This is a genomic window from Cohnella sp. AR92, from assembly GCF_003990975.1.
GTDB lineage: Bacteria > Bacillota > Bacilli > Paenibacillales > Paenibacillaceae > Cohnella.
In genome coordinates, this window is sequence record NZ_RZJR01000021.1 from 62,434 (window position 1) to 83,337 (window position 20,904).

Genomic DNA, 20,904 nt, shown 5'->3' on the forward strand with positions numbered 1-20,904 from the left:
CGCACTCGAATCTATAAGGGCAGATCCCGCTTGGCGAAGAAGAAGATTCCCGCGAGATAAAGAAGCAGGCCTATAGCCGTCAGCAAGGACAAATCAAGGCCGATGGAGCCTTGCCCGGCAACGATATCGGAAGGACGAAAAAGCGAGAAAAGAGAGAGGGATCTTAGCCACTCGATTTTCTCGCTTATTTTGCCGAGAAGGTCGAGGGTGAACATGCCGAAGGTTAGCGCTCCGGCCAGCCCCATCGCGCGCTTCTCGTCGTTCGAGACGGCGGAGACGAGGAAAGCGACGCCGCCGATAGCGAAGAAGAGGGCGAATACGGCGGCGTTCAGCGCGATGAAGCGGGACGCGTCGAGCGGGTAGTTCTTGCCGACGATCCACGCTTGGCTGGCAAATCCGGCGAGTGTCGTGACGATAGCGATGGCCGCCGTTCCGATGATAAGGACAAGAGCCTGCGAGACGGCCACGCGAACCCGAGTCGTCGGGACGGAGAGCAGGTACGCCATGGAGCCCCGGTCCACCAGCTGCGCGATCAGTTGATTGGCAAGCGATACGCAGAATATCGTGAGCAGGATAGGGAGAATCAGGCCGTAGAATTCCCCGGAGATGAACGCCTCCAGCGTTCCGAAGCCGTTCTGGATACCGAAGGCGTTCACGACTCCTTCGGGCATATCGCCGATCAGGGAGTCGAGCGCATCGCTGCTGGAGGCCATGCTCGGATAGAGCCAGAACATCAGCACGATGTAGAAAGCGGAGCCGAAGGAGTAGTTCAGCATCACTCTGGAATGGGTCTTCAGCATCTGGCGAAGCAGGGGGAGGTTCATGGCGCGATCTCCTTTCGATCGTAATAGTGCATGAAGACGTCTTCCAGGTTCTGGGCGGCAATATCGATGCTCCGGATCGAATAGCGCGACGCCGCGCGGATCAGGGCGTCGTCTCCTCCTTGCACGGCGACGATTACCCGGTTGCCCTCGACCGCAGCCTCTCCGATCCCGGAGCGGCTGAAAGAGAGGGCGTCCTCGGCGTCGTCGAAGACGAGCTCGAACAGCTTGCGCTGCAGCGATCGGAGCTCGTGAATGTCCTTGACCGCGGCGAGCCTTCCGTTCTTGATGATCGCCGCCCGGTCGCAAGTCCGCTCCATCTCGGGAAAGCTATGGGAGGACATCAGAAAGGTCGTCCCCTTCTTTTTCTCCTCTAGCACCAGTTCCACGAAGGTCTTCTGCATCAGCGGATCCAACCCCGTCGTCGGCTCATCCAGAATGACGAGCGCGGGATCGTGCATGAGGGCGGCGACGAGGCCGACCTTCTGCTTCATCCCCTTCGACATCTTGCGGATCGGAGTGTCGGCGTCGAATTGCAGGCGCTCGATCAGGCGATCTCGCTTCGTTCGGCTCTCCGCCCGCTGCATCGACGCGAGAAAATCCAGAAAAGCCCGGCCGCTCATCCCTTCGGGGAAGGAGATCTCCCCGGGCAGATAACCGACCTTCTTCATGACGGCTTCCGGATGGCGCCTCGCCTCGAGCCCATCGATCGTCACGTGCCCCCGATCCGGCTTCATGAAGCCCATGATCAGCCGGATGGTCGTCGACTTGCCCGCGCCGTTCGGGCCGAGAAAGCCGAACGCTTCCCCCTGCTTCGCCTCGAACGAGATGTCCTCGATTCCTCTGCCATTCGGAAACTTCTTCGTCAACCCTTCGACCATGAGCATGGGCGCACCCCGCAGACTTTTTATGAAATATTCCATATTCTAAATTTCACGAAAATCATACTCCCGGAAAGGGAAGACGTCAATGGGTTATGAAATATGGATATGCTATAATTTCATTAAATCTGACTATGCAGCGGGAGGCCGGAATGAACGGATTCGAGAAAAGAGCGGAAGCGATCAAGGAGAAGATCAGGCGGACCGTCATGGAGCTGCTACGGGAGAGCGAACCCAAGAAAGTAAGGATAGCCGATATCGCGGCCAAGGCGGGCATCTCTCAAGTGACGATTTACAACTATTTCGGAAGCAAAGAAGCTTTGCTTCGCGAAGTGTTTCTCGATAGCGTTGTCCGGGCGACGGACGACTTCGAAGCGGTCGTAGCGGAGCTTCCGACGATGAAGGAAGCGGTGCAGCTCATCCTGGTGGCGGATCGGGAGGTGTACCTCACCTTCCCTCCCGAGTTCGTCAGGCAGATGGTGCTGGATGACAAGGAATGCGCTGCGTTCATCGAGAGTCTGTACCGGAATCGGGTCATCCCGCTCGTCGTCCGCTTCATCGAGGAGGGGAAGGCGAGAGGCGAGATTACGGAGAAGGTGTCGACGGAGTCGATCATGGCTTACATCCAGTTCATGAAAGAGAGAATGGCTCCCATGCTCGATCTGCTGGAGAAGAGCGGAGACACGGATCGGTTCCTCGGCGACATGATCCATTTGTTCTTCTACGGAATCAGCGGGAAGGAATAGTTTGGCCTGTTTCCCTGCGATTCGGAAGGGGAATGGCGACGCCTGTCGAAAAAAGGAATAGAGAAAAATGGAGCAAGGCAGAAGCGCGAAGTCGTTCGGAGAAAAGCTGGCGGGAGGAGCCTGGGGATGCTGTTCGTTTGGATCGCGTTATGGGCCGTGGCGGCATTCATGCTGTTCGCCGACCTTCGTTCGTCCGACCTGAGGCGCCTCAGCGGAGTCGCTTTTTTCGGCGGGACCGGCGCTCTTGCGGCCGTTCTGGACGGCCGCTTCATTCCCTATCTGAACAGCCTGGGGCGCTACGAGGCTTGGGCGAGCTTCTTCTACCATGTTCAGGCGGCATCCTCCGTCTCCTCCTATTACGGAGTCCCGTACTTCTTCCTGCTATTCGCGATCACCTACCGCGGAAAGAAGCTTGCCCGCAAGCTGTCGTGGGCGCTGATGCTCGCGCTGCTCTTGCCGATCGCCTATTGCGTGCTGTTCACGGCTCCTTACACGACAAGAACGCCGATTGCCTATGCGATCGCGGTCTGGTGGGCGGTGCCTTATATTATCGCAGGCGCGATCCTGATTCTGATGCGCAAGCCGCGCCATGCCTCCTGGTCGCCCGAATACTGGATCGTTTGCTTGGCGGTGCTTCCCCCGGTTATTTTCTTCGCGGCGATGAACTTCGTGCTGCCGAGTCTCGGAATGATGCGCATGTGGGTGTACAACACGTGGCTTGTCATTCTCGGCGTCGCGGTATTCGTGATCGGCCTGTTTACCTACGGCTTCATGGGGCTGAGCGTGCTGGTCGAGCGGCGGAGACTGGATTCCGCGCTGCGCGCCGTCACTTCGGGAACCGCGATTCTTAACCACGCGATGAAGAACGATGCCGGCAAGATCAAGCTGTTCGGGGAGAAAATGAAAGCCTACGCGCAGAGCACGTCCCAGACGGAGCTGCTGGCGGACATCGAGACGGTGCTAGGCGCTTCCCGTCACATGCAGGAGATGATCTCCCGCGTGCATCGCCGAACGGAAGATCTGGCGTTGCGGCTGAGCGAGACCGATCTCGGGCGGTTGGTCCAAGAGACGGCGGCGTCCGCGTCGCCCCGTCTTGGCGGGATCAAGCTGGAGATCGAAGCGTCGGAAGGATGGCGCTGCCGCTTGGACCCCGCTCAAGTGTCCGAGGCGCTGAATAACTTGATCTCGAACGCGCTGGAAGCGATGGGCGATCAAGGCGAGCTTGGGGTCCGCTTGTCGGAGACGAAGCGGGAGCTTATCGTCGAAGTCCGGGATACCGGCCCCGGGATGGATCGGCGCGAAGCGGCGAGAGCGTTGGAGCCGTTCTACACGTCCCGCGGCGGCGGGGCGAACTTCGGGCTCGGGCTGCCCTATGCGTATCATGTCATGCGCAAGCACGGGGGAACGCTGCATCTCGATAGCCGGTTGGGAAGAGGAACAAGCGTGTTTCTGACGTTGCCGAAGAAGGCCGTGAAGGCGGAGAAAATCATGCAGGCCGAGGAGAAGGGGAGGCTCGCGAGTGGAGCGCATACGGGTTTGGATCGTCGAGGATGACCGGGATTGGCTTCGCGGGCTGACCGCTTATCTGAACCGCGAATCGGATATGGAAGTCGTCTATGCTTCGGGAGAGCCGGAGGAGGTCCGGTCGGCGCTGCTCGAAGGAAAGGCCAGCGCGGACGTGATCCTCATGGATATCATGCTGGACGGAGTTCCCGAGGGCGTTCGGCTCGCGGAGGAAGCGGCCCTATCGACCGGGGCGCGGGTCATCATGCTGACTTCGATGGAGGAGAAGGAGCTCATCCTTCGCTCGTTCCAGGCGGGAGCGATCGACTACCAGATCAAGAGCGACTTCGAGGCTCTGCCCGCCGCGGTGCGGGCGGCCGCCAGCCGGCAGTCCCCGATCAGCCCCGCGGCGGCGGAGCGCATGCGCGAGGAGTTCCGCCGGCTGAAGCAGCTGGAGCGGGAGTTCGAGGTCAAGAAGATGAGGGACCTGATCACGCCGGCGGAGCTGGAACTCCTGGAGCTGATCGACGAAGGCTACTCGCAGTCGCAGATCGCGGAGAAGCGGTTCTTGTCGCTGCGGACGGTAAAGAACCACGTAGGCAATATCCTGCGGAAGCTGAAGTCGGAGTCTTCGAAGGACGCGGCCAAGCAGGCGAAGGAGATGGGCTTGTTCGACCGGGAGCAAGGGGGCGAATAGAGAAAAGAATCGCCGCAGGTTTACGAATAGCAGGCGCAAGGGAATGGTACCAGGTAAAGATGGTACTATTTTTTTTGCGCCATTTTTCTACAATGGGGTTGTAAACGAGAGGCGGGAAGGAGGCGAAGTAAGTGGAATTCCAAGCGTTCCATGCGGCTCATTGGGCGGCGTTGGCAGCCGCCGCGATCGCGGTCGCGGCGATTATCGCGCTAAGGGCTAAGCTTAGAGGCCCGAAGGCAGGGCGCGCCGCGAAGCTCGCGATCGTGCTGACGCTGGCCGGCAGCGAAGCGGCGCTGCAAGTGTCGTACGCGATAGAAGGGGGCTGGGGAATCGGGGCGCTGCCCTTCCAGCTCTGCAGCATCATGCTGTGGTTCTCGGTCGCGCTGCTCCTGACGGGCAATCGCCGGATCTACGAGATTACGTTCTTCCTCGGCATCCTGGGCGCCATGCAGGCGCTGCTGACTCCGGATCTCATCCAGTCGTTCCCGGAATTCCGCTACTTCCACTTCTTCATCGCCCACATCGCCATCGTGGCGGCCAGCGTCTACATGACCGCCGTCGAGAGATTCCGGCCGACGCTCGGCTCCGCCTTCCGGGCGGCGGGCTGGCTGAACCTTCTCGCCGTGCCCGCCGCGATCACGAATTGGCTCGCGGGAACGAACTTCATGTTCCTGGCCCGCAAGCCGGCCGGCGGCTCGCTGCTGGATCTGCTGGGACCATGGCCATGGTACCTGCTGCAGCTCGAGTTCGTCGCCGTCGCGCTTTGCCTTGCGCTCTACGGCATCGTATGGGCGATCGATCGGATCGCCGGCGTTCTATCCCATTCGGAAGAGGTCGTATGAACATGAACCAGAAGCTGGATACGAAGATAGTAAGCAAGCATTGGACTTCCTTGCTGGGAGTGCTGCTCGTGCTGGCGGCGGCGATCACGCTGTTCCGCTACTCGATCGATCAGGGCTGGCTGACCGATACGCTCAAGATCGGAATCGGCTTGCTAAGCGGAGCGGGAATTGCGCTCGGCGGCTTCGGCTGGACCTTGAAGCAGCGGGGGGCGATCGCCGGGGAGATCGGCATCGGGCTAGGCACCTCCATTCTGTACGCGACCTTCTCGTTCGCGGGCATTTATTACGGCTTATGGACGCCGATGACCGTGCTGCTCGGAATGACGGCCGTTACCGCGCTGCTCGTGCTGTATTCGCTGCGGAACGACTCCCGGCTGCTCATGAACATCGCCCTGGCGGGAGCCCTCCTCTCCCCTCTGATGATGCGTCCCGAGACCGACCAAGTGTTCACCCTGTTCCTCTATTTACTCATCGTAAACGCCGCCTTTTTTGCCCTCAGCATCTACAAGAAATGGACCGAGCTGCGGGTCGTCGCGTTCTTCGGTTCCTGGACCCTGTACGCGGTTTACTTCGTCTCTTTCAATCCCTCGATGGAGGGATGGTGGAGCCGCCCGATCCGCTATGCGGTCGCGGCATTCCTTTTCTACCTGGTCGGCTTCCTGATCGCCTCCTGGCGGAACAATCGCTGCTTCGACGGGTGGAACCTGTATCTTAGCTTGGCGAACGGCGTCGGCTTCGGCTGCTGGGCCTTGCTGATCTGGGACGGCGACGTGCCGGTCGGATTCACGCTCTCGGCCATCGGGCTTCTCTATGCCGCGGCGGGAGCGATCGTCTACCGGATGTCGGGCCGCGTCCTCGCCTATGCGGCGAGCCATGGCGGAGGCGGGCTCCTTCTCCTCCTGATCGCGCTTGCCCAATTCGGCAACGGGCTCGAAGCGAAGCCTCTCATCAACACGTATATCTGGATCGGCGTGGCCTGCATCGCTATCGCGATGGGAAGAATCAAGGGTTGGGCGGCTGCGGAAGGGGCGGGCCTGCTCGTCTGGTTCGCCGTCGGAATCTACTGGTTCGCGGTGACTTGGGATACGCCGCGCGGCGATTGGTTCGGGGCGTACATTCCTTTCCTGAACGGCGGCGCTTTGGCCTGGATTCTCCTTGCGGCCATGGGCTTCTACTTCTCGGCGAGATGGGCGGCGGGTCCGCTTGACTCGGATACCAACCGGATCCTGTCGCACCTGTTCGCGATTCTCTCCCACGCGGTCGTCGGAGGACTGCTGACGCTGCAGCTCATCAACGTATTCGATATTTACGCGCCGAATGCGGGACATTCCTCGGTTCAGCTCGCTTTGTCCGTGAGTTGGGGAATCTACGCGCTGCTTCTCTCCTTATGGGGCGCCTATCGCAAGCAGGGGCTGTTCCGCTGGTTCGGCTCGATCGTGCTCGTTCTGGTTGCGATCAAGGCCATCTTCCTGGATCTGAGCGGGGAAGCCGGCCTTTACAAGGCAGGCGTGCTGCTGGCGCTGGGAGGGATCGCCTTCCTGGTCAGTTGGGTGAACGGGAAGTGGGGAGGAACCTCCTCGGAGCAAGAGCCTGCGCCGGCTGTGCCGGAGGTTCCTGAGGCTCCTGCAGCGATCCAGAAGGAGCTGTCTTAGTTGAAGAAGCCATAGAAGAAGGGTGACAGGGTATTGAAGCTGTGCTACTCTATGGGCATTATCTCCGTGCTCGAGGCAATAGCCTCGGGCACGCTCGTTCAGGGGGCGGAACCGCTTGATTACATATACCGTTCATCGCTATGATGCCTTCTCTAGCGTGCCGGGGCAGGGCAATCCGGGAGGCTTCCAACGCCATGAATAGAGCCTATCGAGCGCTGCGCACGCTTGTCGTCTTCGGTTGGATCCAGGCTCTATGCTGCGCGTTTCCCGTCGTTATTTTCTCCGCCATGGCCGTTACGAAGGTTGTCGACATTCCCTTTATTCCGCGATACGATCTCATTCTGCTGATCTGCCTCGCCATGCAGGCCGCCATGGTTATCCTCAAGCTGGAGACGCTGGACGAGTTGAAGGTCATCACGATGTTCCACGTCATCGGACTCTGCCTGGAGCTGTTCAAGGTGAATGCGGGGTCCTGGACGTATCCGGAGGAAGCGTGGACCAAGCTGGGAGGGGTTCCTCTCTATAGCGGCTTTATGTATGCAAGCGTGGCGAGCTATATCTGCCAAGCTTGGCGGCGCTTCGATCTTCGGTTCGCGCAATGGCCGAAGGCCGTCTGGAGCACGGGAATCGCGGCCCTGATCTACGCCAACTTCTTCACTCACCATTACATTCCGGACCTGAGGTGGGCGATTATGGCGGGGCTGCTCGTTATTTTCTACCGTTCCTATGTGACTTTCAAGGTGGGGAGCCGGACGCTGCGGATGCACATTGTCGTGTCCTATGCGCTGATCGCTTTCTTTATCTGGCTGGCGGAGAATATCTCGACGTTTCTCGGGGCTTGGACGTATCCGAATCAGGAGAAGCACTGGAATATCGTTCACTGGGGGAAGCTGAGTTCGTGGTTTATGCTCGTCATTATCAGCGTGATTATCGTCGTGCAGCTGAAGGATCTAAAATACCGGGTGCTGCCCCGCGCCGTAACGCGAGTGCAGCCTTCCGGCAAAGCGGAGCCCGGAAGTCCCGGCAATCAGGCTTCTACAGATACATCTCTTTAATGATGTTAATATGGTGCAGTTCATGGCCGACGAGAACGCAGGCGAAGGCCCGGGCGGACATGGTGGTGTTGCTGGCCGTGCCTTTGCGAAGCCAAGCTTCCTCGGATAGCCCGCGCAGAAGGGTCAGCGTAGCTTGCCGAACGGCCGTATAGTCGGCTGCAAGCTGTTGGAGCGTCCAAGAATCGAAGTTCCCGCCCGGAACCAGCACTTCTTGGTCGTAGCCGGGCAGCGGAGTCGTGTCGCCGCGCGCGATCCGCAGCAGACGATAGCTCATGATCCGTTCGTTATCGGTGATGTGGCCGATGACTTCCTTGATGCTCCACTTGCCCGGCGCGTAGCGGTGCAGCGCCTGCTCTTCGGTCAGGCTCTCGATGAGGGAGACGGTCGCTTGACCCTGCTTCTCCAGAAGTTCGATGAGATCCCCTTCGGGGGTTAACGAAATATAGGTTCCGAAATGCGCGCCATATTCGTCTGCTTGCGGCCTAGCTCTCATAATGCGAATCCTCCCCTATAAGAATTACATGTAGCATATTTCCAGACTCTAGGCTCTGTCAAATGAATATTTTGAATCGAATCCGTGCGATGCGGGCGGCAAAAGGGTATAAAAATAGGAGGGAAAGGGCACCTTTAATTCTCGGGAAGAGCTCTTTAATGCCGTATCGCGCAAAAGACCATAGACATTTGGTGACAAACCTGTGACAAATCTGTTGCGGGGACGAGATCGGACTTGCATGGATGGCTTTGGGAATATAACATATAGGATAATGGGAAGCTTATGAATAAAAGGAGGTCGCACCCATGTTTTTGGCGGCGAATGCAGCGGAAGAATCGGCAAGCACGTTTACTCCGTTCGATGTATTCATGGTTGTTTTCACAGTATTGCTGGTTATCGGACTCGTCCGGTTGATCATGAGTCGCTCCAAGAAGAACGCTTTTGCGATCGCTTTCACGGTCGTTTCGCTGGCGGTCTTCCTTATTGCCGACGTGAAGATGGTTAGCGGCTGGTAATAAAAGAGGGAATCCACGTAAGGAAATAAACGCAGAGAATGAATGGGACTGTCTATTCGGCCGATCGGCCGGTGGGCGGTCTTTTGCTTTTTGCGGGGGCGAATGGGGCGGGACAGGTGACTTTTTGCCGATCTATGTAGTCCTTTGGGGTAATTTTAGGGCGTTTGAAGCAAAATTCAATACTATTAAACTATTTTATATGATAAATTATTCCATGTGAGTGAATTCCATAGTCTGGAATTTGATAGAGTGGGAGTGAGAGAAATGCGGAAGTCGGCAAGCAAGAAGTTGATCATCGGGGCGGTTGCCCTCTCGATCCTGCTCGCCGGTGGCAGCGCGGAGGCGGTTGCCCCATCGGCGGCTGCGCTGGATGCGACTGTCATCAATGGAGAGGTGTATGTCAAAGCCTCCTCGCTGATCGCTCAGACGGGCGGAACGGGAAGCTACAACTCGGCAACGAAGAAGTACACCTATACGGCTGCGGACCCCGTGCCGGCCGTGATCAAGAAGGTCGCTCCGTCCACCGTGGCGATTATCGGCAAGCCGCAGGACGAGCATGCTTCGAATCGGTTCAACCTGGCTCACGGGACGGGTGTCATTCTGAAGGCGGACGGCCTTATCCTGACGAATGCGCACGTCGTGAGCGGGATGGACCATATCGTTGTCGTCACCTCGGACGGCAAGGAATACGAGGGAACGCGCAAATATATGGACTCTACCAGCGATCTGGCGTTGGTGAAGATCAACGCGACCGGCCTCAAGCCCGCGACCTTCGCCGCTTCGCCGCTTAAGGTCGAGGTAGGCGAGACGGTCATCGCGCTCGGAACTCCGGTATCGTTCGCTTTGCGCAACACGGCGACGGTCGGGGTGATCAGCGGCATGAACCGTTCGGTTTCTTCCTATTACAACCTGCTGCAGACCGACGCGGCGATCAACCCGGGCAACAGCGGCGGACCGCTCGTCAATCTGAAGGGCGAGGTCGTCGGAATCAACTCGATGAAGTTCGTGGACGTCGACATCGACAGCATGGGCTTCGCGATTCCGGCGGATACCGTGCAGTACATCGTGAACCAGATCAACAAGTACGGCAAGGTGATGAGGCCGGCGCTCGGGCTGGAGCTGGAGGAGAGCTGGTCGGCGGTCGTCGGGCTTCCGACCGACGAACCGATGACGGTGCTTGCCGTTACCTCCAACGAAGCGACGGCTGCGGGCGTGAAAGCCGGAGATTCGCTTTATTCGGTTAACGGCAAGCAAGTATCGACGCAGGTAGAACTGAACGAGCTGCTGAAGGCATACCTGCCGGGCCAGACCGTCAGCGTCACGATGCTGTCGGACGGCGATCTCGTTACCCGCAAGATCAAATTGGTTACCAGCACGGCCGTATAATAGAAGGGAGATTACCCCATGAATCTTGCTAACAGATGGACTAGAAGCTTTATCGCATTCGCTTTGGCGATCGCTCTGACGATCGGCGTCTCCGTTCCGGCCTTCGCCGACAGCTCGTCGGCTTCCGCGGGAATCGTGATCAAGCTGAAGTCGGGCAGCAACCAAATGACCGTGAACGGCTCCGCCGTGACGATCACGAAGCCGTACCAGAAGGCCGGCACGACGTTCGTTCCGCTGAGCGTCATCACCAAGAGCTTCGGCGCGACGCTTCAATTGAAGGATAACAAAATCATTACCCTGAAGTACCTGACGCATACGATCACGTTGACGATCGGAAGCAAAACGGCTTGGGTAGACGGCAAGAAAGTGGCGCTCGTCTCCGCTCCCGAAGTCCAGAACGGAGTGACCATGGTTCCTCTCCGCGTCGTGGAGTACTTCGGCGCCAAAGTAGCCCTGAACAGCTCGACCAAAGAGATCGTCATCTCCGTGGCGACGGCGGCTGCAGGCTCCGGATCCGGCATCGGCGGCGGAATCGATACGGACGCCGGCAAGTCCATGATCGGCGACAGCTTCTACAAGTGGTCGATGAACTATCCGACGGGGCTGGTGCAGCAGTACCAATCCAGCGACGGCAGCTACTTGAGCTTCGAGGACGTAAAGGGCGATTACTACCTGTCCATCGGCGTGGAAGAGCAGGAAGATACGCTCGACGCCGACGAAGTGCTTGAAACGCTGGTGGATTATGCGGAAGACGACACGATCGTGGATATGAAGCCCGTTACGAAGAACGGCGTTACCTATCAGAGAGTCGTCTCCAAGTCGTACGACGGATTCTATTACGATTATAGAAGCGTTCAAGCGAACGGCTATCTCTATACGATCATCTTCGGCAAAGCGGCCAAGTCGGTGGCGGACCTGAACTCCAGCTCTTCGATTCTGGACAGCTTCAAGCCTTCGTTCGACGCTGCGAACAAATCCCTGAAGGATCTGACCAAGATCAAGGACGGTTTGATCGCGTTTAAGCAGGACGAATACGGCATCTCCTTCAGCCTTCCTTATAACTGGAGCGGCAGCTACGACGATTCGGAGCTGTATTACTATAGCGATAAGTCGGAAGAGCTCTATATGTATATCTTCTCCTTGCACGAAGGCGATACGGCGGACACGATCGCCGCGAGGGACATGGCTAGATTTAAGCAGAACTTCAAGTACAGCAAGGAACCGGAAGTCAGCGACACGACGTGGAACGGCATTCCGGCCAAGCTGGTCAAGTACGCATACTCCATGGATAGCAAGAAATGGATCACGGAGTATCATGTGGTCGCGGTGAAAGGCAATTATAAGTACCAAACCATCTACAACTTCTTGGACGAGGATGCGGTGAGCGGCGAAGCGGGCTTCAAGCAATTCCTCTCGACCTTCAAGCTTGACTTCAACAAGGTCGCGGCATCGATCGGCGAGATTCCGGATCCGGACGATACGACGGACACCTCGGCCGTCGTGACGAAGACAAGCAAGAAGTACGGTTATAGCGTCACTCTTCCGAAGCATTGGACGGGCGAGAGCAAGAACTTCGAGAGCGATTCGATTCAATATACCGGTTACGGCCTGAACTTCCTGATCTATGTGGATGACACTTCGACTCTGACGGCGTACGCCGATCTCATGGAGAAGCAGTATACGGGCACTGGGGCGTTCAAGCTGGCATCGAAGACGGCGGCCAGCGTAGCGGGCGCCAACGGTTATCAGATGGTCTTCGAGCCCATGCCGGGCATTGGGGCGGACGGCTCCAAGATTACCCTGTACGTGCTGGAGAAGGATGGCAAGGTGTTCATGATTCAAGGGGCCCTCAACGGCGCATATGCGACCGAGTTCAACGTGAATCAGTTGAACGACGCGCTCGCATCCTTCAAGTTCACGAACTAATAGAGAGTCCGGTCGGAGCGCGATTGCCGCTTCTTCCGGACTTTTCTTTTGTCCCTGCGGCATAGGGTTTGTTATACTAGAGCTAATTGACCGCGGGTAAAGCGGTATGGAGGTCATATAGGCAATGACAGAAAAAGCCGTTATTCGGCGTGAAGATATTGAACTGCTCGCTCCTGCGGGCGATTGGGAATGCATGAGAGCCGCCGTGGCGAACGGAGCGGACGCGATCTTCTTCGGGGTGGAGAAGTTCAACGCCCGCGCCAGGGCGAACAACTTCAAGATGGCGGAGCTGCCGGAGATCATGCGGTTCCTGCACCGCTACGGAGTGAAGGGGTTCCTGACGTTCAACATCCTCGTATTCGAGGATGAGCTGCGAGATGCCCGCATTCTGATAGACGCTTGCATCGAGGCCGGCGTCGATGCCGTTATCGTGCAGGATCTTGGCCTGGTCAAAATGATTCGCGAGATGTCCCCGGACTTCCCGATTCACGGTTCCACCCAGATGACGATCACTTCTCCGGAGGCGGTGGAGTTCACGAAGCCGTTCGGACTCGAGCGCGTCGTATTGGGCCGGGAGAACAACCTGAAGCAGATCCAGAAGATCGGGGAGCAAGCGAAGCTCCCGATGGAAGTATTCGTACACGGCGCGCTGTGCGTCTCGTATTCGGGCCAATGCTTGACCTCGGAAGTATGGGGCGGCCGTTCCGCGAACCGCGGGGAATGCGCGCAGGCTTGCCGCCTGCCTTACGACCTGATGGTCGACGGCGTCCACAAGCCGATGGGCGATATCGCTTATCTGCTGTCCCCGAAGGACCTGGCGGCGATCGACCTGATGCCGGAGCTGATCGAAGCCGGCGTCACCTCCTTCAAGATCGAGGGCCGCTTGAAGAGCCCGGAATACGTCGCCAATGTCGTGAGCAAGTACCGCCGCGCCATCGACAAATACTTCGACGGCGACAGCTCGGAGCCGACGAAGGAAGAGATCCGCGAGCTGCAGCAGAGCTTCTCCCGCGGCTTCACGCATGGCTTCCTGGAAGGCACGAACAACAAGCAGCTCGTCGACGGAACGTTCCCGAAGAGCCGCGGGGTCTATCTGGGCCGCGTCGAGAAGATTCTCAGGGACAGCGTCGTTTGTTCCATCGAAGCGCCTCTTAAGCGCGGAGACGGGCTTGTCTTCGACGCCGGGGATCCGACGAAGAAGGAAGAGGGCGGCCGCGTCTACGATCTGCGCCGCGGCGGCTCCAAGCTGGAAGGGGAGATCCCGGAAGGCAACCGGATCGAGATCGTCATGGGACGCAACGACGTCGATCTTACCCGTCTCCATGAGGGAGACCGAATCTGGAAGACAAGCGACCCGGCGCTGGATCGCCGGCTCCGCGGCACGTTCGAGACCGAGAAGCCGTACCGCGTCTTCCCGGCCGCGGTGACGGTCGAGGGCCGCGAAGGCTCGCCGCTGCGCACGATTTGGACGGATCTGGACAAGGGAACGACCGTTGTCGTGCAGTCCGCGATGCCGCTAGAGAAGGCGGAGAAGCGCCCTCTTGGCCAAGAAGTGCTGGAGGAGCAGTTCGGACGCCTCGGCGGCTCGCTTTATTGGCTGGACCAGCTGTCGGTAGCGCTGGAGGGCGGCGTGATCGTGCCGAAGAGCGAGCTCAACCGCATCCGCCGCGAAGCGGTCGAACAATTGGAGCTGCTTCGCGAGCAGCCACCGACGTATACTCGCCTGCCCGCCGCGGAGGAACCTGCCGAGAAGGATGCGGAGCCGGTAACGAATCCGAGAATGACGGCGCTCTGCCGAACGCTGGAGCAGGTGAAGGCGGCCGTTCAAACGGATGTCTCGATGATCTATGCCGACTTCGAGTTCATCAAGCAATTCCCGGATGCGATCGCCATCTGCCGCGAGGCGGGCAAGCCGATCGCGCTCGCCACTCCGCGCATTCACATGCCGGGGGAGAACGGGTACCACCGCAATATCCTGAACCTGAAGCCGGATGCCGTGCTCGTCCGCAATACGGGCGCGCTGTACTATTACCTGAAGGTACGGGCCGAGAAGCCGAACGAGAAGCATCCCATGCTGATCGGCGACTTCTCGCTGAACGTCTCGAATCACAAGACGGTGGAGCTGTTCCGCGAGGTCGGTCTCGACTGGGTGACCCCGTCCTACGACCTGAACATCCAGCAGATGGTCGACATGCTGCGGCTCGCGGATACGTCCCGCCTGGAGCTTGTCATCCACCAGCATATGCCGATGTTCCACACGGAGCACTGCGTCTATTGCACGTTCATGAGCGAAGGAACGAACTACACGAACTGCGGCCGTCCTTGCGAAGAGTCGCGGGCATCGCTGCAGGACCGGATCGGCATGAACCATCCGGTGCGCGTCGACGAAGGCTGCCGCAACACGGTATACAACGCCATCGAGCAGTCCGGCTCGGAATATCTGCAGAACTTCATGGAGCTGGGCGTTCCTTCCTTCCGGGTCGAGTTCCTGGAGGAGTCGGGCGAGAAAGTGCGCGAGGTGCTTCAGCTCTATCGCGACGCGATGGAAGGACGCATCTCCGGTACCGAAGTGTGGAAGAAGCTGAAAGCGACGAACCAGTTGGGCGTCACCCGCGGCCAATTGGTGAGATAAGCTCGAGATCAGGTCGGTTGACAGAACGGTCAAGGCTTGATAGGATGGAACGACATCAGAAAGCTTCCCTAGGGTTCCGCGGCATCGCCTCAAGCAGGCGGCAGCCGGTCCGGTCCGAGAGGGAACGCGCGGTCTCACTAGGAGACGCGTCCACGGAGGGATAGAAGCCCGGGAGTATCTTGATGTCGGCAGGCGCAACGAGGTTGCGGACGGCCGGCGTGAGAGAGGCTCCCGGGCTTTTTTGCTGCGCGAAGTCCGTTCTCTCATGCGGGAAGGATTCCCTTAACGGGACAAACTAATCAGGAGGGGGTTGTCGGCAATGAATCGATATTGGGGGCTGCTTATCGTGGCGGGGCTTAGCGAGGTGGGCTGGGTATCCGGCTTGAAGCACGCGAACAGCTGGTGGACGTGGGCGCTGACCGCCATCGTCATCCTATTCAGCTTCTATGCTCTAATCTTGGTGACTAAGGTGCTTCCGGTCGGAACCACTTATGCCGTATTTACGGGGATCGGAGCTGCGGGAACGGTAATCGGCGAATCCATCTTTTTCGACGTTCCCTTGAGCTGGGGCAAGCTGCTGCTCGTCGTCGTGATGATCATAGGGATCGCGGGGTTGAAAATAACGGCGGGCCATTCGGAGCCGTCGGCGAAGGAGGCGAACTAACATGGCGTGGGTGTTGTTGATCTTGGCGGGGGTTGGCGAAGTCGTCGGCGTCTTGGGTCTTAACCGTCTGAATGAGAAGCGGAGCGCGGGAGCGCTCGCCCTGCTGATCGGGGGATTCGTATCGAGCTTCATCCTGCTGACGACCTCGCTGCAATCGTTGTCGATGGGCACCGCTTACGCGATCTGGACGGGGATCGGCACCATCGGCGCGACGCTCATCGGAATGGCTTTCTTCGGAGAGTCGCGCGATGGACGAAGAATCTTTTTCCTCGTGCTGGTCTTGGCTGCGGCGATCGGCTTAAAGCTGGTGGAATAGGCCGCCTTTAAGAGGTCCGCTTGCGAGCGTACAAGAGGTAGGAATAGACCGCCGGAATCAGGGAGCTGCCGCCCGCGCAGACGAGAACGACGATAGCCAGCCAGAGGTTGGAAGTCAACCAGGCGGCCGCGAACATCAGGATTCCGGCGATGACCCACAGCTTGGCGGCCAGACGGTGAGTCCGAGTCCAATTCGTCTCGTCGGTTAGCGCCCACGGGGTGCGGATTCCGACGAAGAAGTTGCTCTTGACCTGGCTCATCCGGTTGCCGAGAACGATCCACAGCAGTCCCAGACCTCCGATGATGACGTTGGGGATTCGAATGGAGTAGCCGAGCTCGCTTAGAATGATCGTGGTGAACAGAGCGTGGAAGAACAGGCTGAGTCCCCACCGAATAAGCACGAAGTAAGGCTCGAACCGGGCATAATTGCCCCGGCGAGGGTCGAAGTGGCGCATGACGGTTATGAACGCCGGGAGCAGGACGGCAATCGCGCCGTACAGCAGCCAGAATCCGCCTTTGGGCATCGTTCCGTCGACTTCCCCATGGACGTTGTAGTGGGAAGCGACCTCTCCGGGCAGTCTGTGGTTGAAGAAGGCGTAAGACAAGGCAAGAAGCGCAAGGTTGATCGCGATCAGCCAAGTGTCGCGCTTGCTCCAGAAGAAGGACTTCTCGGAACTTGCTCTGGATTCGGTCATTGGGATTCGTCTCCTTTGGTTCCCATCATTCCAAGAAACCAGCCGAGCGTCTCTTGGAAGACGGTCATATTCAGCGAATAAATAATGCTTTGGCCTTGCCGCTCGTCGTCGATCAGCTTCGCATTCTTCAGGATGCTCAAGTGATGGGAGATGCTCGGCTTGGAGATGGAGAATTGCTCGGCGATCTCCCCGGCGGACAGGTCGCGTTCCTTAAGAAGCTGTATGATCTGGCGCCGGGTCGGATCGGACAAGGCTTTGAACGTATCGTTCAAGGGAGGTCGCCTCCTGACTGCAGTGATGCATTGTGTAATTAGATATTTAGACAATCATCTAAATAAAGTATAACGAACGACGAGCGCTCCCGCAAGGGGCAAAAAAGGGAATGTGTGTCATGCGCCTGTCGCGGACATATGCTATAGCACAACTCATCAAGGGGGCAATCGTTATCCGGGCATCCAAGAGCGTTGGTAGAAGAGGCCAAGGCGCAGTGGCGGGCCTCCTGCTGCATAAAGGGCGGATCCTCGTCACGCGATCGTCGCTTCCGGCTGTCGCGGAGTCGCCCATCCGGACGACGAAGGCGCTCTCCCCGTCGGCGGGGAAGCCGGCCAAGAGCCGGAAGCTGAAACGGAAGAGCGTACGGTTCGTCGGCAGCGTCCGGCAGCGCGGCAGGAAGATCCGGCTGACCAAAGCCGGAGTTGTCCGTCTGAGACGCCGATTCCGCTATCCTTCAGCGGCTTCGAGGCAGAGCGTTCGGAATGGCAGGCGCCTTCAGGGGTTCAACGACGCCTATGATCAGTTCTACCCGATCGGCTTCGCCGAAGGACTTGAAGAAGGCAGACGGAGGCTTGAGGCGCAACAGTAAACGGCAAGATAGCGGCAGAGAGAAGAGACTCCTGGAACTACGGGTTCCGGAGTCTCTTTTATTTGGATGTTCGCGGACGGGCAACTATCCATGCCTATCCGGGCAACCGTTCATATATTGTAGACTAGACGCGGCGGGCGGGAGCAGATGCCTCAAGAACGCGGCGATAGCGGAGGGGATGAGCATGGCGATTAGGAGAAAAAGGCATTCCCGGTCATCGAGCCCCTATGATCTCGGTTACCGTGAAGGATCGTTCGAAGGAAGAAGCGACGGACGATGGCAGGGGCAATGCGAGGCGGTCATGCAAGCGGCGGCAGCGGTATCCGTTCCGAAGCGTCCGCATCATATTCTTTACGTGACCTCGGGTAAAGGAGCTCCTTACGATTCGCTAGACGCCGGAATCGGAGCGGCTCTGACGGCGACGGCGGAGAGAGTAACGATCATGCGGCCGCAGGATCCCGTCGTTCCCGTGGCTCTGGCGGAACGCCCGAATCTCGTTCTCGTGCTGGACGGCACGCAGTTCGGCGCCGAGCACGTTCAACTGCTGCGCATGCACGGGATCCGTACGGCCATCTGGCTGACCGACGACCCCTATTATACGAACTTTACGGCCGGCTATGCTCCCCATTACGATTACGTCTTTACGCCGGAGAAGAATTGCGTTCCGTTCTATCGGCAGATGGGGGCGGCGCAAGTATTCAATCTGCCGCTAGGCATTCACCCCGAAGCCTTCCGCCCGCGCAATGCAAGGAGAGAGCTTCGAGGGGACATCAGCTTTATCGGAAGCGCCTACCGCAACCGCCTGGCGATGATGCAATCCCTGCTGCCGGCGATATCCCATCGCAAGATTCATGTATCGGGGTTCTGGTGGGAACAGCTTGAGCTTCCCTCCGGCTTCAGAGGGACGTTCGACCCCGGACGCTGGATGGACCCGCTGGAGACGGCCGAGCATTACAGCGCCAGCCGGATCTCCATCAACATTCATCGGATGGCGGACGACGAGAGGAACGAGAGCGACATCATCATCCCCGCCGTGTCGCCGAATCCTCGAACCTTCGAGATCTCGGCCTGCGGAACTTTGCAACTGGTGGATGCCAGAGAAGATATCGCCTCCTATTACGTGCCCAATGAGGAGATCGTGATCTTCGACGGCGTGGACGATCTTCTCGGCAAGCTGGAGCATTACCTGACGCACGAGGAGGAACGCCGGGAGATCGCCTGGAGAGCTCTCGTTCGCACCATGCGGGATCATACGTTCACCTCCCGGGTATCGCAGCTTCTCGATTCGGTCCAGCTGGCCTGACCATAAACAAAGAGAGACGCGCGCCTTGCGGAGCGGTCTCTCTTTTCTTTTCTTTTCCGCATCGGCTTCCTTATTCGTCGATGAAAGAATAGCTGCAGCCATCCGGCGAGCAGAATACGGCTCCTACCATCGTTCCGGTAATTTCGCGCAGCTTCTGCACGTCGACGGCCGCTTGCTTCTTCAGCTCGTCGAACTCCTGCTTGGCCGTCGTTACTCGGGAACTTGCCCGTTTATTCTGCTTTCTGTTGACGGCTTTTGAAGCTGCCTTGCCTTTTTTTCTGGCGGATGAGGCCACGAACCTTCCTCCTTTCGCGACGATCTGAACCATCTTATTCGTCCTTCTTCCGGGTCGGCTGGACAACTTGGCGATTGTCCTTTAAAAAGAGGCGGCGGCCTTCTCGGCGTCCTTTCTGTAAAATCAGGAATACTTAACACCCCGTTAACAAAACTCGGGATATCCGTCCATTCGCGAATGCTACAATTTGTTCAAATCGTTCCGTTCATTTGGAATCAGGGGGGGAGCCGCATGAGGATAGCGGTTGTAGGCATGAATGTTATCGGCTTGACAACGGGGGCCGGCTTCGCCGAGCTTGGGCATTACGTGGAATGCTATGACCAGGATGCAGGGCATATCGATCGGCTGGCCAATGGCGTTATCGAGTTCCGGGAGCCGGGGCTGGAACCGCTCGTTATTCGGAACGCAAGGGCGGGACGCCTCTGCTTCCGCACGGAGCAGGAGCTTCCGAACAGCGATGCGGAAGTGTTCTTCCTGACGGTCGGCACCCCGTCCGGGGACGATGGCAACGTTCAATTGGGCCAGCTGTGGACCGCGGTGGACAGACTCCCCGAATGGCGAGAGGGAGGCAAGCGGATCGTTGTCGTCAAGAGCGCGGTTCCCGTCGGGACAAGCGATCGGGTGGAGAGCCGGCTCCGCCGCCGTCTGTCCGCGGACTGCGAGTTCGGCGTTGCCTCGCTGCCCGAATTCTCGCGCGAAGGGACTGCCGTACGGGACTTCTTCGAGCCTTCGCATATAGTAATAGGGTCCAATGACGACGATACGGCGGAACGCCTGCGCCTGCTTCATGGGCGCTTCTCCGCTCCTATCCTGGGGACGGACCGGAGGAGCGCGGAGCTCGGCAAGCTCGCCGCGAACGGGTATCTGGCGGTCAAGCTCTCCTACGCCAACGAGATTGCGGCGTTGGCGGAGCAGACGGGCGCCGATTATCCCGCCATCGAGCGCATGCTCGGACTCGACCCGCGGATCGGTCCCCTGTATCTCGGGGCAGGGCTCGGCTTCGGCGGACCTAACGTTCCGAAGGACGCCCGGTCGCTCGTGCGAATGGCGGAAGGGGCGGGCGCCCCGCAGACGCTGCTCGCCGCCGCCTTGCGAGCCAACGCGATGCTGCCGATGCGCTTGGTCCGCAAGCTGGAGGCCGCTTTGTCCGGTCCTTCCCGGCGCCGCGTCGCTCTTCTCGGAGTCGCGTTCAAGGCGGGGAGCGAAGAGATGAGGGAAGCGCCGTCGATTCGTTTGGCCACGGAGCTGCTGCGCCGTCATTCCGGCATTCAGCTGACCGCCTACGATCCGTCGGCCGGCGAGACGGCAAGGCAGGCGCTTCCGAACGCGGTGCAGCTGTGCGAGACGGCCGAAGAAGCTCTTCGCGGAGCGGACGCGGCCATCCTCGTCACGGAATGGCCCGAATTCCGCAGGATCGCGCCCGATAAATTCAAGAGCTGGATGAGACGCCCGATTATTCTGGATGGACGCAACGCGCTTGATTCGGTTATGCTTAACTCACAAGGAGTTGTCTGCATCGGAGTAGGACGGCTCCCGGAGTCGAGAGCGGTTCCGTTCGACCTGTCATCGCCGTTCGAATCGCAGACGCCATCGACGAACGAGCCCACAGGATAGGAAAGGG

General features: G+C 58.8%; 21 protein-coding genes and 1 riboswitch. Of the genes, 15 read left to right on the forward strand and 6 right to left on the reverse strand.

The genetic code is table 11. The features are described 5' to 3' along the window. Window positions 1-11: 11 nt before the first annotated feature. On the reverse strand, window positions 12-824 hold the full coding sequence (locus tag ELR57_RS25620) for an ABC transporter permease subunit (protein ID WP_126962386.1): 813 nt from the start codon (window positions 822-824) through the stop codon (window positions 12-14). After that, window positions 821-1,708: an ABC transporter ATP-binding protein gene (locus ELR57_RS25625; RefSeq protein WP_126962388.1), complete on the reverse strand. Its 888-nt coding sequence runs from the start codon at window positions 1,706-1,708 to the stop codon at window positions 821-823. The genes ELR57_RS25620 and ELR57_RS25625 overlap by 4 nt, the downstream gene beginning before the upstream one ends. 146 nt (window positions 1,709-1,854) lie before the next feature. Between ELR57_RS25625 and ELR57_RS25630 the strand changes: the two genes are divergently transcribed. The 6 genes from ELR57_RS25630 (at window position 1,855) to ELR57_RS25655 (ending at window position 8,197) form a co-directional block, all read left to right on the forward strand. Then, window positions 1,855-2,448: a TetR/AcrR family transcriptional regulator gene (locus ELR57_RS25630; protein WP_158630179.1), complete on the forward strand. Its 594-nt coding sequence runs from the start codon at window positions 1,855-1,857 to the stop codon at window positions 2,446-2,448. A gap of 126 nt (window positions 2,449-2,574) precedes the next feature. Continuing rightward, window positions 2,575-4,002, forward strand: coding sequence for a sensor histidine kinase (locus tag ELR57_RS25635; protein ID WP_126962392.1), 1,428 nt, complete (start codon window positions 2,575-2,577; stop codon window positions 4,000-4,002). Then, window positions 3,968-4,648, forward strand: a complete 681-nt coding sequence (locus ELR57_RS25640; RefSeq protein WP_126962394.1) for a response regulator transcription factor — start codon at window positions 3,968-3,970, stop codon at window positions 4,646-4,648. Before ELR57_RS25635 ends, ELR57_RS25640 begins: the two co-directional genes overlap by 35 nt. 131 nt (window positions 4,649-4,779) lie before the next feature. Further along, entirely contained in the window at window positions 4,780-5,490 is a 711-nt protein-coding gene (locus ELR57_RS25645) for a YwaF family protein (RefSeq protein WP_126962396.1), read from the forward strand. Window positions 5,491-5,492: 2 nt separating this feature from the next. Continuing rightward, entirely contained in the window at window positions 5,493-7,142 is a 1,650-nt protein-coding gene (locus ELR57_RS25650) for a DUF2339 domain-containing protein (RefSeq protein WP_158630180.1), read from the forward strand. A 194-nt stretch (window positions 7,143-7,336) separates the two neighbouring features. Continuing rightward, window positions 7,337-8,197 (forward strand): DUF817 domain-containing protein, encoded by an 861-nt coding sequence (locus ELR57_RS25655; protein ID WP_126962400.1) that lies wholly within the window; start codon window positions 7,337-7,339, stop codon window positions 8,195-8,197. Here ELR57_RS25655 and ELR57_RS25660 read toward each other — a convergent pair. Continuing rightward, window positions 8,178-8,690 carry a DinB family protein gene (locus tag ELR57_RS25660; protein ID WP_126962402.1) on the reverse strand — a complete coding sequence of 171 codons (513 nt, stop codon included), beginning with the start codon at window positions 8,688-8,690 and terminating at the stop codon, window positions 8,178-8,180. The two genes, ELR57_RS25655 and ELR57_RS25660, sit on opposite strands and share 20 nt — an antisense overlap. Before the next feature lie 305 nt (window positions 8,691-8,995). Between ELR57_RS25660 and ELR57_RS25665 the strand changes: the two genes are divergently transcribed. From ELR57_RS25665 to ELR57_RS25690, 6 genes are all read left to right on the forward strand, one after another. Further along, window positions 8,996-9,205, forward strand: coding sequence for a hypothetical protein (locus ELR57_RS25665; protein ID WP_126962404.1), 210 nt, complete (start codon window positions 8,996-8,998; stop codon window positions 9,203-9,205). Window positions 9,206-9,469: 264 nt separating this feature from the next. Beyond that, window positions 9,470-10,591 carry a S1C family serine protease gene (locus ELR57_RS25670; RefSeq protein ID WP_126962406.1) on the forward strand — a complete coding sequence of 374 codons (1,122 nt, stop codon included), beginning with the start codon at window positions 9,470-9,472 and terminating at the stop codon, window positions 10,589-10,591. A gap of 18 nt (window positions 10,592-10,609) precedes the next feature. Further along, the gene (locus tag ELR57_RS25675; protein WP_126962408.1) at window positions 10,610-12,517 is read left to right on the forward strand and encodes a stalk domain-containing protein; all 1,908 of its coding nucleotides are present in this window, start codon (window positions 10,610-10,612) and stop codon (window positions 12,515-12,517) included. A 124-nt stretch (window positions 12,518-12,641) separates the two neighbouring features. Beyond that, window positions 12,642-15,149, forward strand: coding sequence for a U32 family peptidase (locus ELR57_RS25680; protein WP_126962410.1), 2,508 nt, complete (start codon window positions 12,642-12,644; stop codon window positions 15,147-15,149). Window positions 15,150-15,206: 57 nt separating this feature from the next. Next, window positions 15,207-15,326: riboswitch (guanidine-I (ykkC/yxkD leader) on the forward strand. 142 nt (window positions 15,327-15,468) lie between these two features. Then, the gene (locus tag ELR57_RS25685; RefSeq protein WP_126962412.1) at window positions 15,469-15,813 is read left to right on the forward strand and encodes a DMT family transporter; all 345 of its coding nucleotides are present in this window, start codon (window positions 15,469-15,471) and stop codon (window positions 15,811-15,813) included. A gap of 1 nt (window position 15,814) precedes the next feature. Further along, a complete protein-coding gene (locus tag ELR57_RS25690; protein WP_126962414.1) occupies window positions 15,815-16,129 on the forward strand; it encodes a DMT family transporter in 315 nt (104 codons plus the stop codon). Window positions 16,130-16,136: 7 nt separating this feature from the next. Here the strand turns inward: ELR57_RS25690 and ELR57_RS25695 are convergent, their stop codons facing one another. Then, window positions 16,137-16,823 carry an SdpI family protein gene (locus tag ELR57_RS25695; protein ID WP_126962416.1) on the reverse strand — a complete coding sequence of 229 codons (687 nt, stop codon included), beginning with the start codon at window positions 16,821-16,823 and terminating at the stop codon, window positions 16,137-16,139. After that, window positions 16,820-17,095: an autorepressor SdpR family transcription factor gene (locus tag ELR57_RS25700; protein WP_126962418.1), complete on the reverse strand. Its 276-nt coding sequence runs from the start codon at window positions 17,093-17,095 to the stop codon at window positions 16,820-16,822. The genes ELR57_RS25695 and ELR57_RS25700 overlap by 4 nt, the downstream gene beginning before the upstream one ends. A 215-nt stretch (window positions 17,096-17,310) precedes the next feature. Here ELR57_RS25700 and ELR57_RS25705 point away from each other — a divergent pair, with 215 nt between their 5' ends. Together ELR57_RS25705 and ELR57_RS25710 are read left to right on the forward strand one after the other, a co-directional pair. Continuing rightward, entirely contained in the window at window positions 17,311-17,685 is a 375-nt protein-coding gene (locus tag ELR57_RS25705; RefSeq protein WP_126962420.1) for a hypothetical protein, read from the forward strand. 184 nt (window positions 17,686-17,869) lie between these two features. Continuing rightward, on the forward strand, window positions 17,870-18,988 hold the full coding sequence (locus ELR57_RS25710) for a CgeB family protein (protein WP_126962422.1): 1,119 nt from the start codon (window positions 17,870-17,872) through the stop codon (window positions 18,986-18,988). Between the two features lie 70 nt (window positions 18,989-19,058). On the opposite strand, the gene ELR57_RS25715 is transcribed toward ELR57_RS25710, so the two are convergent. Next, window positions 19,059-19,316, reverse strand: a complete 258-nt coding sequence (locus ELR57_RS25715) for a hypothetical protein (RefSeq protein WP_126962424.1) — start codon at window positions 19,314-19,316, stop codon at window positions 19,059-19,061. A gap of 198 nt (window positions 19,317-19,514) precedes the next feature. Here ELR57_RS25715 and ELR57_RS25720 point away from each other — a divergent pair, with 198 nt between their 5' ends. After that, window positions 19,515-20,897 carry a UDP-glucose dehydrogenase family protein gene (locus tag ELR57_RS25720; RefSeq protein WP_158630181.1) on the forward strand — a complete coding sequence of 461 codons (1,383 nt, stop codon included), beginning with the start codon at window positions 19,515-19,517 and terminating at the stop codon, window positions 20,895-20,897. Window positions 20,898-20,904: the final 7 nt, after the last annotated feature.